Origin of the sequence: Bradyrhizobium sp. 195, from assembly GCF_023101665.1 — a bacterium.
In the GTDB taxonomy this organism is placed as follows: Bacteria; Pseudomonadota; Alphaproteobacteria; order Rhizobiales; family Xanthobacteraceae; genus Bradyrhizobium.
Genome location: NZ_CP082161.1, coordinates 827,850 through 841,186 on the forward strand (window position 1 = coordinate 827,850; position 13,337 = coordinate 841,186).

Genomic DNA, 13,337 nt, shown 5'->3' on the forward strand with positions numbered 1-13,337 from the left:
GCGCTTTAGCCTCTTGTTTGAGCATGATCTTTTCGGGAAACCGCCGCACACTTTTCCGGATCATGCTCGAAACGTCATAATTCGCCTCAATCTCGGCATGGACAAATCCGTCCCATGGTGCTTCATCGCGGCGCCATGCTGAAACGTATTTACGATTGGTGCATCGACGCCGCCCACAAGCCCTACGCGCTCTGGATCATGGGCGTCGTGTCTTTCGCCGAAAGCTCGTTCTTTCCGGTCCCGCCGGATGTGATGCTGATCCCCATGTCGCTGGCGCGCCCGCAGCGCGCCTGGGTCTATGCGATGGTCTGTACCGTCACCTCGGTGCTCGGCGGCGTCGTCGGCTACGCCATCGGTGCGCTACTGTTCGACTCGGTCGGCCAATGGCTGATCCAGGTCTATGGCCTCGGCGGCAAGGTCGAGGCCTTCCGCGCCTCCTACGCGGAATGGGGCGCCGTGATCATCCTGCTCAAGGGGCTGACGCCGATCCCCTACAAGCTCGTCACCATTACCTCGGGCTTCGCCGGCTACAACATCGTCCTGTTCGTCCTGTGCTCGATCGTCGCGCGCGGTGGACGCTTTTTCATCGTCGCGATCCTGCTCAACCGCTATGGCGACTGGATCCGGGTCAAGATCGAGAAGCATCTCGGACTCGTGGTGGCGGTCGGCGCTGCCCTGCTGGTGCTCGGCTTCGTGGTGGCGGTCAAGCTGATCTAGATCCACGGCGCTTTGCCGCAGGGCCGGCTTCGGCTACGGTTGCCGTCATGATGGTTCGAACCGGCAATCCCGCCGTGCGGCTCGGGACGCTGATGTCTGCAGTGCTGCTCCTGCTCGGTGCTTGCGGGACCGGGTGGGCGCAATCGGCGCCGCCGTCGCTTGGCTTGCAGGAGCAAGGGCCGCAGGCTGCGCCGCCGCCCTCGACGCCCGCACCTGCAGAGAATCCCGGGCTGTTCAACGAAATGGGCAAGCTGTTCGACAAGCTGCCCTCGATCCTGCCGCCGATCAAAAGCCCCAGTGAAACCATGAACGATCTATCGCGGCTGGCCAAGCCCTCGACCATGGTGTCGGGTCGCGTGGCCTGTCCAGCCTCGTCGAACGGTGCGCCCGACTGCAAGCAGGCGGCCGACCAGCTCTGCCAGAGCAAGGGCTACAAGGACGGCAAGAGCCTGAATGCCGACTCCGCGGAAAAATGCTCGGCCAAGGTCCTGATTCCCGGCAGGGCTCGCAAGCCGGACGATTGCCGCACCGATACTTTCGTGACCAGCGCGCTGTGCCAGAACTGACGTGAAGGCCTCGCGCGCATGCAGCAAGGAGCGCCCATGAGCCGTACGGAGCAGGACTTCCTCGGACAGCGTGAGATCGCCGACGACATCTATTACGGCGTCCAGACCATCCGGGGTAAGGAGAACTTCCACATCACCGGCATTCCGATGAACCAGGAGCCTTACTTCGTGAAGGCGCTCGGTTACGTCAAGAAGGCTGCCGCCATGGCCAATCGCGATCTCGGCGCGCTCGACGCCAAGGTCGCGGACGCGATCATCCTCGGCTGCGACCGCGTCATCGCCGGCGACATGATGGACCAGTTCGTCACCGACTTCATCCAGGGCGGCGCCGGCACCTCCACCAACATGAACGCCAACGAGGTGATCGCGAACCTCGCGCTGGAATCGCTCGGCTTCGGCAAGGGCGACTATCAGCACGTCAGTCCCAACGACCACGTCAATTACGGCCAGTCGACCAACGACACCTATCCGACCGCCTTTCGGCTCGCGCTGATCCTGCGGCTCGAGAGCTACATGACCGCGCTGCGCCAGCTCCAGGAAGCTTTCTTCGCCAAGGGTCGCGAGTTCGACCGCGTCCTGAAGATGGGGCGCACGCATCTCCAGGATGCGGTGCCGATGTCGCTCGGGGCCGAATTCCGGGGATGGGGCACCACGATCGGCGAGGAGGTCGACCGCATCTCCGAAGCCCGGGCGCTGCTGCGCGAGATCAATCTCGGCGCCACCGCGATCGGCACGTCCGTCACGGCGGCGGTCGGTTATCCCAAGCTCGCGGTTCGGCATCTGAGCGCGCTCACCGGCGTCGACTTCATCCTCGCGGGCGATCTCGTCGAGGCGACCTCGGACACCGGCGCCTATGTGCAGCTCTCGGGCGTCCTCAAGCGCACGGCGAGCAAGCTGACGAAAATCTGCAACGACATTCGCCTGCTCGCGTCCGGTCCGCGCGCCGGCTTCAACGAGATCAACCTGCCGCAGCTTCAGCCGGGATCCTCGATCATGCCCGGCAAGGTCAACCCCGTTATCCCCGAGGTCGTCAACCAGACCAGCTTCCTCGTCATCGGGCTCGACACCACGGTGACGCTCGCGGCCTCGGCGGGCCAGCTCCAGCTCAACGTGATGGAGCCGGTGATCTCGTTCGCGCTGTTCTTCTCGATCCGCACCATGGAGCGCGCGGTCAACAGCCTGCGCGAGAATTGCGTCGTCGGCATCACCGCCAACGAGGAGCACACCCGTAACATGGTGCTGAATTCCCTCGGTATCGTCACGGTGCTGAAGCCGCTGCTCGGCTACAAGCAATGCGCCGAGATCGCGCGCGAGGGCTACAAGAGCGGCAAGTCGCTACATCAGATCGTCGTGGTCGAGCGCAAGCTGCTGACGCAGGAGAAGTGGGACGAGATGTTCTCGTTCGAGCGGCTGATCAATCCGGATCTGATTGCGTAGGCCGTGGTCATCCGCGGCTCTCGCCTCGTCATTGCGAGGAGCTGGCGACAGAATTGCGTAGCAATTTTGCGCTGATGCGACCAAGCAATTCTGTCTCCACGGAAAGAGACTGGATTGCTTCGCTTCCGCCTTCGCTCTTCAAGCTTCGGCGGACAGGTCGCTCGCAATGACGGAGAGGACAGATAGGCCGTATGCGGTCGGAATTCCGCAGATTGGAATGGCGGTATCGGCATCCGCCACAACGTCAATACGCAATACTTGACAGTGGAAAGATTGCCTTGTTGGTATGGTGCCAACCTTCCATTGACCGGCCAACAGAGGATCGTTTCGCTATGTCCATGCCTGCCTTGTTCAAGGGACGCCTGTCGATCCCCGTGATCGGCTCGCCGCTCTTCATCATCTCGGTGCCCGATCTCGTGATCGCGCAGTGCAAGGCGGGGGTGGTCGGCTCGTTTCCGTCGCTGAACGCCCGGCCGCCGGAGCTGCTCGACGAATGGCTGGCGCGCATCACCGAAGAGCTCGCGGCCTATGACCGGGCCCATCCCGACCGGCCCTCGGCGCCGTTCGCGGTCAACCAGATCGTGCATAAGTCGAACAACCGGCTCGACCACGACATGCAGCTCTGCGCCAAGTACAAGGTGCCAATGATCATCTCCTCGCTCGGCGCCCGCGAGGAGCTGAACCAGGCCGTGCACGGCTGGGGCGGCATCGTCTTCCACGACGTGATCAACCAGAAGTTCGCGCGCAAGGCGATCGAGAAGGGCGCCGACGGCCTGATCCTGGTCGCGGCCGGCGCCGGTGGTCATGCCGGCACCATTTCGCCGCTGGCCTTCGTCGCCGAGACCCGCAAGTGGTTCGATGGTCCGATCGCGTTGTCGGGGGCGATCGGCAACGGCAAGGCGATCCGCGCCGCGCGCGTTCTCGGCGCCGACTTCGCCTATATCGGCTCGGCCTTCATCGCGACCAAGGAAGCCAATGCGGTCGAAAAGTACAAGGAGATGATTGCCGGCTCGACCGCCGACGACATCGTCTATTCCAACCTCTTCACCGGCGTGCACGGCAACTACCTGAAACCTTCGATCCTCGCTGCCGGCATGGATCCCGAGGATTTGCCCACCTCCGACCCTTCCAAGATGAACTTCGGCACCGACGCCTCCGGCGAGCGCGCCAAACCGAAGGCCTGGAAGGAGATCTGGGGCTCGGGCCAGGGCATCGGCAGCATCGAGGGCGTCGTGCCCGCCGCCGAACTGATCGCGCGCTTCAAGAAGGAGTACGACGAAGCGATCGATCCGCCGTTGTGATCGCTCTCGTGTCCCGGACGCGCTGCAGCGCGCAACGCTGCAGCGCAGAGCCGGGACCCATCGAAGCAACGTATGGACCCCGGATCAGCAGCGCACCGCTACGCGCTGCGCAGCGTCCGGGGAACGTGAACTGAGGCCGATTGAAACGATGACCGCCATCTACCGCGTCGAGGGCAACAGCGTCGTCACCAGCCCGGATGCCGCCGGTCCCTGGGACCCGCGCATGCAGCACGGCTCGGCGCCGGCCTCGCTGGTGACATGGGCGGCGGAACGCATCCCGACGCCGGTTGCGATGGACATCGCGCGCGTCACCATCGATCTGATGCGTCCGGTGCCGGTCGGGCCGCTCACGATCGCGACCGAAATTTTGCGTGAGGGCCGCAAGATCCAGCTCTGCGAGATCAAGCTGCTCGCCGACGGCGTGCAGGTGGTCGGCGCCACCGTGCTCAAGATCAGGCGCCAGGCGCTGACGCTGCCCGACGACGTCGAGCAGCCGCCGGTCACGTTGCCCTCGCCTGAGGATTCGCTGGTCGAGGACAGTATCGCCGTCACCAGCCCGTTCGTGCGATTGGTCTCGATGCGCGCCGCGCGCGGCCGCTTCGGCCAGGCCGGCGCCGGCGCGATCTGGTTTCGCGTTGATCATCCGTTGATCGAAGGCGAGGCCATCTCGCAGGCGATGCGCGCCGTGGTCGCCGCCGACTTCTCCAACGGCACCGCCTCGATGCTCGATTTCCGCGCCTGGACGTTCATCAACGCAGACCTCACCGTGAGCTTCGCACGTCAGCCGGTCGGAGAGTGGATTTTGCTCGACGGCGAATCCTGGATCGGTTCAGACGGCGCAGGACTGGCGATGTCCCGGCTGGCCGACCGGCAGGGCTATTTCGGCCGAGCGGTGCAGAGCCTGGTGATCGAGAAGCGGTGAGCATGACGGTAAGCGCCGGATCGCTCTTTGGCCGATTGAACGGCAGGCTTCCGCCGCCGCGGAAGGGATGCTCGGTCGTGTTCGAAGAGGCATCCTGCCAGTTCACATTCCGTAGAAGATCTTGATCTCCCACAGCACCACGATGATAGCCGTGATCAACGTGACCGCGGCGACTGCACTTTCCAGGGAAGCGACTCTCATCTTACTCTCCGCTTCCCAGCCCCATCAGCGGTCTAGGTGATTCCCCGATTCGCCGGCAATTGCGTGGACGCTGCGCGCGCACACTCCGTTGCGCGTTGTGGTGTCGGGGCAACAATGACACCGTAGAATCCCGGGGTATTTCACCCCACCATTCGGTCCCGGCCGCTCCAGAAGCCCGCACGCAGCACCTTCTTGTCGACCTTGCCGACGCCGGTCATCGGCAATTGCTTGACGAACTGGATCTGCTTGGGCGCATGCGCAGAGCCTTTTCGCGTCCTGACCAGGTTGATCAGCTCGTCCGGATCGGGCCGAGCGCCCTCGCGCGGCACCACGATGGCGGTGACGGCCTCGCCCCATTTCTCGTCGGGGATGCCGACGACCGCGACCATGGCGACATCGGCATGTTGCGACAGCACGTCCTCGACTTCGCGCGGGAAGATGTTGAAGCCGCCGGACACGATCATGTCCTTCTTGCGGTCGAGGATGAACATGTAGCCGCGCTCGTCCTTCCGTGCGATGTCGCCGGTATGGACCCAGCCGTTCTTCAGCGTTTCGGCGGTGATGTCAGGCCGCTTCCAGTATTCGGCCATGACATGCGGGGCGCGCACGCAGATCTCGCCGGCCTCGCCCGTCTTCACCTCCTGATCGTTGTCGTCGAGGATTCTGACCTCGCAGGCCGCGATAGGGAAGCCGCAGGACAGGAACAGTTCGGGCGTCCTGGGATCGTGATCCGCCTTGCGAAGCACCGAGACCGGATAGCATTCGGTCTGGCCGTAGAGCTGCGAGAACACTGGTCCGATGCGCTCGATGCCTTCGACCAGCCGGCTCGGCGACATCGCGGACGCCCCGTAGAGCACCAGCTCGAGTGAGGAGAGATCGGTCTTATCAAGCGCGGGATGGTCGAGCAACACGTAGATCATAGTCGGCACGAACAGCGTGAAATTGATGCGCTCGCGCGCGATCGTGGCCAGCACGGCCTCGGGATCGAATCCCTTCAGCATGTGCACGGTGCCGCCGCGCATCAGGGTCGGCAGCACTTTCGTGCCGGCGACATGACTGATCGGCGCGACCGTGAGATAGCGTGCCGCGTCGGGGATCTCGAAATCGGCAAGGATCGCAGCGGCGGCTCCGGCATTCTCGCGGTGATAACGCAGCGCGCCCTTGGATTTGCCGGTGGTGCCGCCGGTGTAGTTCAGCGTGGAGAGATCGTCGAGGCCGGCGAGGCTCTGCGCGCTGGCATGTCCCGCGCTCTCGATCGCCGCCAGCAGATCGACACCGTAGCCGGCCGGCCCCATGGTGAAGACCGCCTTGAGTCGGCTCGCTCTCGCGGCCAGCTCTCCGCCGCGGTCGCGGAAGGCGGCCGTATCGACCACCAGCATCGCCGCCTCGGAATCCTCGAGCTGGAACAGCTGGTCCTCCAGCGATCCCAGCGGATGCAGCCAGGTGATGCAGAGCCGCGACAATTGCGCGGCGACGCCGGCGCACCAGGTGTCGGCACGGTTGGCCGTGAGGAAGGCGACGCGCGCGCCCGCCTGCAATCCAAGCCGCATGAACACGCCCTGGATGCGTCCAATCAGGTCGATCGTGCCTTGGTAGCTCAGTGATCCCTCTGGCCATGCGAAAGCGGTGCGGCCGGGATAGCGCGACAGCGCCCGCAGCGTCTGTGCGCAAGTCGGGGACGATGCGTGGAGCGGATCGGACATATGTTTCCTCGTTGCTTGTCACGGGCTTCTGGCGTGCCAATGTTGCGGATGACGCTAGCACAGGGACTGCGGGATGAAACGACAAAGCCCGTGCGGCGAGGCAAGAGCGACAAGGAGAATTGAGTGACATCCGATCGACTGCAACGCTTTCGCGATCGTCTCGCTCTGCCTTTGATCGCAGCGCCGATGTTCCTGGTGTCGGGCGTCGAGCTCATGATCGCGGCCTGCCGCAACGGCGTCATCGGCAGCTTCCCCACCGTGAATTGCCGCAGCACGGATCAGCTCGATGAATGGCTCACCGCGATCGAAACGCGGCTGCGCCAGCACGAAGATCAAACCGGCCGCAAGGCAGCGCCGCTCTGTCCAAACTTGATCGTCCACCGCTCCAATGCGCGGCTGGAGCAGGATCTCGCCGTGCTGCTGCGACATAGGCCGGAGGTCGTCATCACTTCGGTCGGCTCGCCTGCACCGGTGTTGAAGCCGCTTCACGATGCCGGTGCGCTGGTGCTGGCGGACGTCGCTTCCATCCGCCACGCCGAACGCGCGGCGGAAGCAGGTGCCGACGGGCTGGTGCTGCTCACCGCGGGCGCCGGCGGGCAGACCGGCTGGCTCAACCCGTTCGCCTTCGTCCGCGCGGTCCGTGCATTCTACGACGGCGTCATCGTGCTCGCGGGCGGCATCAGCGACGGTCATGCGCTGCACGCGGCCGAAGTGCTCGGCTGCGATCTCGCCTATATGGGCACGAAGTTCATCGCGACACGCGAGAGCATGGCGGACGACCGCCACAAGCGGATGCTGGTCGAGAGCAGCGCCGACGACATCCTGCTCACCACCGCCTTTACCGGCCTGCAGACCAGCATGCTGAGGCCTTCGATCGTAGCCGCAGGGCTTGATCCCGGCGATCTGCCGGCACGCGGCACGATCGACATCGCCGAGGATATCGACGTCGCCGCGCGCGAAAACCGGCCGAGGCGTTGGCGAGACATCTGGAGCGGCGGGCACTCCACCTCGGGCGTCACCGATGTGCTCCCTGTCGACGATCTCGTTGCGCGGACGGCGGCCGAATATCGAGAGGCGAGGGCACGCCTCTCCCCGTAAAAATGCGGAAAGTCGGGGCCGTCGTCCCGATCACAGTTAATCGAGGGCTCGCTCGAAACGCCCCATTTAACGGCAGATTAACCAACGCCCGCCAAGAATCCCCTCACGGCCTCCAATCAGCGCCGAGAGGACAGGCGATGGACTTCGATTATCTCAACACCAAGACGGCGGCTTCGCTGGACGAGATTCGCGTTCGGGTCGCGCATGCCCTGGCCCGCCACCCGCTGTGCCGCAACGTCCGTTTCGACATCGTCAGCGTCCCTCGCACCCGCCGGGGCGGCAACTGGACGGTTGCGCTGCAATCGGTCGAGCCGCGCGCGGTCTGGGAGGCCTCGGAGATCGTCGCCGACATCCAGGACGCCTACGAGCTGGCCGTAGCTGCCTGATTTCCCTGGCTTTTCACGGGGTATGTCGCGTCAAACATACTGATTGTCGCAACGATGGCACACTCAAGCCTTATTTCGTGCCTTTTTGCCCGGCAACGTTAACAAACTCGTGAAGCCGTCGTTCCCGGAGAGACGCTTGTCTAAAGCCATCACCATCGTTGTGCTGACCTGTTTTCTCGTCCTGGGCGCCGCCACCACCGCCATTCTTGGCCGCGACAGCGTGCCCCGCGTCAGCGAAGAGATGATTTCGCAGACGCCTCCGCCGAAGCCCCTCGCAGCCAACCGCGCCGCCAAGGCCGATCGTCTGGTCCCGACCTTGGCCCTGGCTTCGGCCGCGATCGAGCCGGTCCAGGTGCCGGCCGACAGGCTTTCGCAGGCGCCCCTGCTGGCCGAGCCGCTGCGGCAAGCCTTTGCTGCTGCAACGCCGTCCGATTTCCCGATGCCCAAGGCGTCGAGCCTGTCCGAAGCGCCCGCCGCGGCGGAGGTTCCCGCCGTCGAAGTTCCGGCCAAGCCGAAGGTGGTGGCCAAGCCGCAGCCGCAGAAACATTATACCCTGCTGTCCGACGCACAGATCTCCGGCATCAGGGATCGCCTGAAACTGTCATCGTCGCAGGAATATTATTGGCCCTCGGTGGAGACTGCGCTCCGCAACGTCGTGCGCAAGATCTCGGCCAACAAGCTCTCCAATCCGAACGCGCCGCCTAGTGCGCAGATCGATCCGAATTGCGACGAGGTCCAGCAGTTGAAGTCGGCCGCAATGCCCCTGCTGTTCCAGCTGCGTGACGATCAGAAGGAAGAAGTGCGCAAGCTCGCCCGCCTCATCGGGCTCGACAAGGTCGCGCAGCAGATCTGACGGCGTAGGTTCCGCCGGGAACTGCTTCAACACCAGGAACATCCGGCAATCAACGCGCGTTGCTCGCTCCAAAGAGGGAGTGGATCAATGCGCGCCTCGACAGCCTATTTCGTCGGTGCTGGAACCATTGTCGCAGCCATTGCCATCGGTCTCGGTGGTGGCATCGTTGCCGGCAACATCATGAATCCGGTCACGTCCAAACAGGGGCCGGACACCAGCAAAATGGCGCAGCGCGCCGAATCCGCCGGCGCGCCCGCGGCGACAAGGGCGCCCTCGGAACGCGTCGATTATCTCACAGGCTCGCAAGCCTTCGGTGCGATCGTTGCGACGCCGGCGCAGGCCGAAGTCAAGCCTGAAGCCGCAAAGCCCGACACGCAGCCCACCCAGGCAAACGCCGAACCGCCGCCCCCGCCGCCGTCGCAAGCGGCCGCGGTCGAGCCGCCCAAGGAACAGGCCAAGCCAGCAACCGCATCGTCTAAGGCCGGGAAATCGACCGACCAGCAGGCCTCGGCCGACCCAACTTCTTCACCTGAGAACGCCTATGCCAAGGCCAGGGAGTCCGACGTGAAGCGCGCCACGTCCGAACGGCGCCGGATGGAGCGCCGTGACCGCTGGGCCGAGCGTCGCCACTACGATTCCCGGGAGCAGCGCGGCATGCGCGATCGCACCGACTGGGACGACGTCGCACGCAACATCCGCGAAGATTCCGATGCGCGCGATTACGCCGGCCGGCCGCGCGGCGGCTTCCCGCAGATCCGGCTGTTCGGGCCCGACGACGATTAGCGCTTGGACTGAAGGTGCGCCGCTGTCATGTCAGTCCAGCGCGTCGCAATCCTTCGAGATAATGCGCACGATCCTCATCCCGCAGCATCGGCAGCTCGCGCGTGATCCAGGCGAGCGAGACCGCCGGCTGAGCGCGGCGCAGACCGTCAAGCGCGGAAGCGGCGAGTGCCGGATCTCCTGACATCCCGGCGGCGGCCGTCAGAACGCGGTGCGCGCCGACGAAATCGCCGCGTTGCCGCATCGATTCCCGCGCCATCTGCATGGCTCCCTCGTAGTCGCGGCCGACGAACCGGGCATAGGCCACAACTCCGCAATAGATCGCCGCGAGCGGGTCGCGCGGGCTGAGCCGCAGCGCACGACGCGCGGCGGCGTCGCCATCCTGCCATCGCCCGGCGTAGCACAGCGTCACCCCGTAGAATGCGTGCGCCATTGCAAAATTTGGATTGAGCTGCAGCGCCAGCTCGAATTCCGCCAGCGCGTCGTCGAAGCGGCGGCGGAACAGATAGGTATAGGCGAGGCCATGGTGGGCCCAGGCGTCCTCGCGATCGGCCTCCACCGCCGCGAGCGCTGCGCGCTCGGCGATCGGCACCGTCGTGGCCATGTCGGCCCAGCCCATATGCGCACCGAAGATATGGCTGGTCGCGAGCAGGCCCAGCGCCTTGCCATAGGCGGGATCGATCGCGACGGCTTTTTCGAGCAGCGCTTGCGCGGCGGCATTGTCCTCGAGCGTGCTGCGCCAATGATGCGACAATGCGCGCATCACGAGGTCCCAGGCGTCGAGACTCCCTGGCGGCTTCTGCTGGGCGCGAAAACTCTCGGCAGCATAGAGCTGAGGCTCGATCGCGGCGACGATCGCCTCGGTGATTTCGTCCTGCACGGCGAAGATGTCGGCGAGCTCACGATCATAGCGCTCAGCCCAGAGATGGCTGCCGGTCGAGACATCGTTGAGCTGGGCCGAGATGCGCACGCGATCGCCGCTCCGCCGCACGCTGCCTTCGACCACGTAGCGCACCCCGAGCTCGCGCGCGACCTCGCGGATGTGCACGGCGCGGCCCTTGTAGACGAAGGAGGAGTTTCGCGCGACGACGAAGAACCAGCGCAGCTTCGACAGCGCGGTGATGATGTCCTCGCTGATGCCGTCGGAGAAATAATCCTGCTCGGCCTCGCCGCTCATATTGGTGAAGGGCAGCACGGCGATCGCGGGCCGCTCGGGAAGCGCGAGTGCAGCGCGCGGCACCCAGGCGGTGCGGCCGTGTTCCGGCGCGATCGCGCCCTCCTTGGCCTCGACATCGCCGACGAAGCGAAAACCCTTGCGGGCGATGGTGCGGATCAGCGCCTGGCTCGCGCCACTGTCGCCGACCGCCTTGCGCGCGGCGTTGATCCGGCTGGTCAGGGTGGATTCGGAGACGCTGCGCCCGTGCCAGATCTTGTCGATCAACTCGTCCTTGCTGACCACCCGGTCGCGGTTCTGCATGAGGTGGACCACGAGATCGAAAACCTGCGGCTCCACGGCAACGGGAACCTGCTCGCGGCTCAGCTCGCGCAAGTCGGTATCGAGGAGGTGGTCCCTGAACAGAAACTGCACGTCGAAAACTCAGACCTCACGGCGACATCGGCAATGATGAAATCAAAACGAATTTCGACTGAAACCAGTAAGTCTGCCCACGGGCCCGCCCGGTTCAGCACGATCGCGTGATGGCTGCCATGCGGGAACAGACCGTCTGGACAATCCGTCACCGTCATCCTGAGGCGCCGGAGCGTAGCGGAGGCCTCGAAGGATGGACGGCCCGGCTGCATCGTGGCCGTCTATCCTTCGAGGCTCTTCGTGCGTTGCTGCGCATCGCACGCCTCGCACCTCAGGATGACGGGGTGACAGCCTGACGCGCGGACGTAGTGTCCTCGCACGGCATCGATTGTGTGCCGAATCGTGAATGTCCATTGCCGAACAACCACGTCTGCGTAAGCTGCTCTCGCTAGACAACACCAGCCACGAAGAAACGCCCATGCCCCCTTTTCATGCCTCGACCACCGTGCTCGATTCCATGCTGTTTCGCGACGCCTTCGGCACGCCCGAGATGCGCGAGGTGTTCTCCGATGTTGCGCTGGTGGCGCGCTATGCCGAGGTCGAGGTGGCGCTGGCAAAGGCGGAGGCGAAGTGTGGCGTGATCCCGCAGCAGGCGGCCGAGGCGATCGCGGCGCGGACCGACGTCGCCGCGCTCGATTTCGAACTGTTGCGGCAGGAGACCGACATCGTCGGCTATCCGATCCTGCCGCTGGTTCACCAGATGGTGAAGCAATGCGGCGAGGCCGGCCGCTACGTGCATTGGGGCGCGACCACGCAGGACATCATGGACACCGCAGTGGTGCTGCAGCTCCGCGCTGCGCTGGAGATCGTCGCGCGCGACATCGACGAGCTTCGCGGCATCCTGGCGAACCTCTCGAAACGCCATCGCGACACGCCGATGGCAGGGCGTACCCATCTCCAGCAGGCGCTGCCGGTGACCTTTGGCTACAAGACCGCGATCTGGCTCGCAATGTTCGATCGTCATGCCGAGCGGCTGGCGCAGTTGAAGCCGCGCGTCCTGGTTGGACAATTCGCCGGTGCCGCGGGCACGCTGGCCTCGCTCGGCGACAAGGGGTTCGAGGTGCAGGAGGCACTCTGCTCTGAGCTGAACCTCGGCGTTCCCGCCTCGACCTGGCACGTCGCGCGCGACGGCTTTGCCGAGGCCGTGAACTTCCTCGCGCTCGTCACCGGCTCGCTCGGCAAGATCGCGCTCGACATCATGATCATGGCCTCGACCGAGTTCGCCGAGGTCTACGAACCTTTCGTCAAGGGACGCGGCGCCTCCTCGACCATGCCGCAGAAGCGCAACCCGATCTCGTCGGAGCTGATGCTGGCGGCCTCGAAGGCGGTGCGCCAGCACGCCGGCCTGATGCTTGATGCCATGGTGCAGGATTTCGAGCGCGCCACGGGTCCCTGGCACGCCGAATGGATGGCGATCCCCGAAAGCTTCGTGTTGACCGCCGGCGCGCTGCACCAGGCGAAGTTTGCACTCGCAGGCCTCATCGTGGACGAGGCGAAGATGAACGACAATCTTGCCATCAGCCGCGGCCTGATCGTGGCCGAAGCGGTCATGATGGGGCTCGCGCCGCAACTCGGCCGGCAAGAGGCCCACGACGTGGTCTATGACGCCTGCCGTCAGGCCAACGACAAGGGAATGAGCCTGGCCGATGCGCTGTCCGCGGACCCGCGGATAGCGAGCCGGATCGACCGCGCCACAATCGAGGCGCTCACCTCACCAAAAAATTACCTTGGGCTCGCGCCTGCCATGGTTGACCGGGTGCTGAAATCGGCAACGCGTTGAAAACC

General features: G+C 64.8%; 12 protein-coding genes. 10 read left to right on the forward strand and 2 right to left on the reverse strand.

What is annotated here, in order from left to right; all coding sequences use genetic code 11:
• The first annotated feature begins 114 nt into the window (after positions 1-114).
• From IVB26_RS03880 to IVB26_RS03900, 5 genes are all read left to right on the forward strand, one after another.
• On the forward strand, positions 115-717 hold the full coding sequence (locus tag IVB26_RS03880) for a YqaA family protein (RefSeq protein ID WP_247970653.1): 603 nt from the start codon (positions 115-117) through the stop codon (positions 715-717).
• A gap of 47 nt (positions 718-764) precedes the next feature.
• The gene (locus tag IVB26_RS03885) at positions 765-1,283 is read left to right on the forward strand and encodes a hypothetical protein (protein WP_247970654.1); all 519 of its coding nucleotides are present in this window, start codon (positions 765-767) and stop codon (positions 1,281-1,283) included.
• Positions 1,284-1,319: 36 nt separating this feature from the next.
• Positions 1,320-2,720 carry an aspartate ammonia-lyase gene (locus IVB26_RS03890; protein ID WP_247970655.1) on the forward strand — a complete coding sequence of 467 codons (1,401 nt, stop codon included), beginning with the start codon at positions 1,320-1,322 and terminating at the stop codon, positions 2,718-2,720.
• A 332-nt stretch (positions 2,721-3,052) separates the two neighbouring features.
• Positions 3,053-4,021 (forward strand): NAD(P)H-dependent flavin oxidoreductase, encoded by a 969-nt coding sequence (locus tag IVB26_RS03895; RefSeq protein WP_246925927.1) that lies wholly within the window; start codon positions 3,053-3,055, stop codon positions 4,019-4,021.
• A gap of 148 nt (positions 4,022-4,169) precedes the next feature.
• Entirely contained in the window at positions 4,170-4,943 is a 774-nt protein-coding gene (locus IVB26_RS03900) for a thioesterase family protein (protein ID WP_247970656.1), read from the forward strand.
• A 341-nt stretch (positions 4,944-5,284) separates the two neighbouring features.
• On the opposite strand, the gene IVB26_RS03905 is transcribed toward IVB26_RS03900, so the two are convergent.
• Complete coding sequence (locus IVB26_RS03905; protein ID WP_247970657.1) at positions 5,285-6,847, reverse strand: AMP-binding protein; 1,563 nt, start codon at positions 6,845-6,847, stop codon at positions 5,285-5,287.
• Positions 6,848-6,970: 123 nt separating this feature from the next.
• Here IVB26_RS03905 and IVB26_RS03910 point away from each other — a divergent pair, with 123 nt between their 5' ends.
• The 4 genes from IVB26_RS03910 (at position 6,971) to IVB26_RS03925 (ending at position 9,967) form a co-directional block, all read left to right on the forward strand.
• On the forward strand, positions 6,971-7,945 hold the full coding sequence (locus IVB26_RS03910; protein ID WP_247970658.1) for an NAD(P)H-dependent flavin oxidoreductase: 975 nt from the start codon (positions 6,971-6,973) through the stop codon (positions 7,943-7,945).
• A gap of 137 nt (positions 7,946-8,082) precedes the next feature.
• Positions 8,083-8,331 carry a hypothetical protein gene (locus IVB26_RS03915; RefSeq protein ID WP_212087590.1) on the forward strand — a complete coding sequence of 83 codons (249 nt, stop codon included), beginning with the start codon at positions 8,083-8,085 and terminating at the stop codon, positions 8,329-8,331.
• Positions 8,332-8,467: 136 nt separating this feature from the next.
• Positions 8,468-9,184: a hypothetical protein gene (locus tag IVB26_RS03920; protein ID WP_247970659.1), complete on the forward strand. Its 717-nt coding sequence runs from the start codon at positions 8,468-8,470 to the stop codon at positions 9,182-9,184.
• 87 nt (positions 9,185-9,271) lie between these two features.
• On the forward strand, positions 9,272-9,967 hold the full coding sequence (locus IVB26_RS03925; RefSeq protein WP_247970660.1) for a hypothetical protein: 696 nt from the start codon (positions 9,272-9,274) through the stop codon (positions 9,965-9,967).
• Positions 9,968-9,992: 25 nt separating this feature from the next.
• Here the strand turns inward: IVB26_RS03925 and IVB26_RS03930 are convergent, their stop codons facing one another.
• Entirely contained in the window at positions 9,993-11,552 is a 1,560-nt protein-coding gene (locus IVB26_RS03930) for a winged helix-turn-helix domain-containing tetratricopeptide repeat protein (RefSeq protein ID WP_247970661.1), read from the reverse strand.
• A gap of 418 nt (positions 11,553-11,970) precedes the next feature.
• Between IVB26_RS03930 and pcaB the strand changes: the two genes are divergently transcribed.
• Positions 11,971-13,332 (forward strand): 3-carboxy-cis,cis-muconate cycloisomerase, encoded by a 1,362-nt coding sequence (pcaB, locus tag IVB26_RS03935; RefSeq protein ID WP_247970662.1) that lies wholly within the window; start codon positions 11,971-11,973, stop codon positions 13,330-13,332.
• Positions 13,333-13,337: the final 5 nt, after the last annotated feature.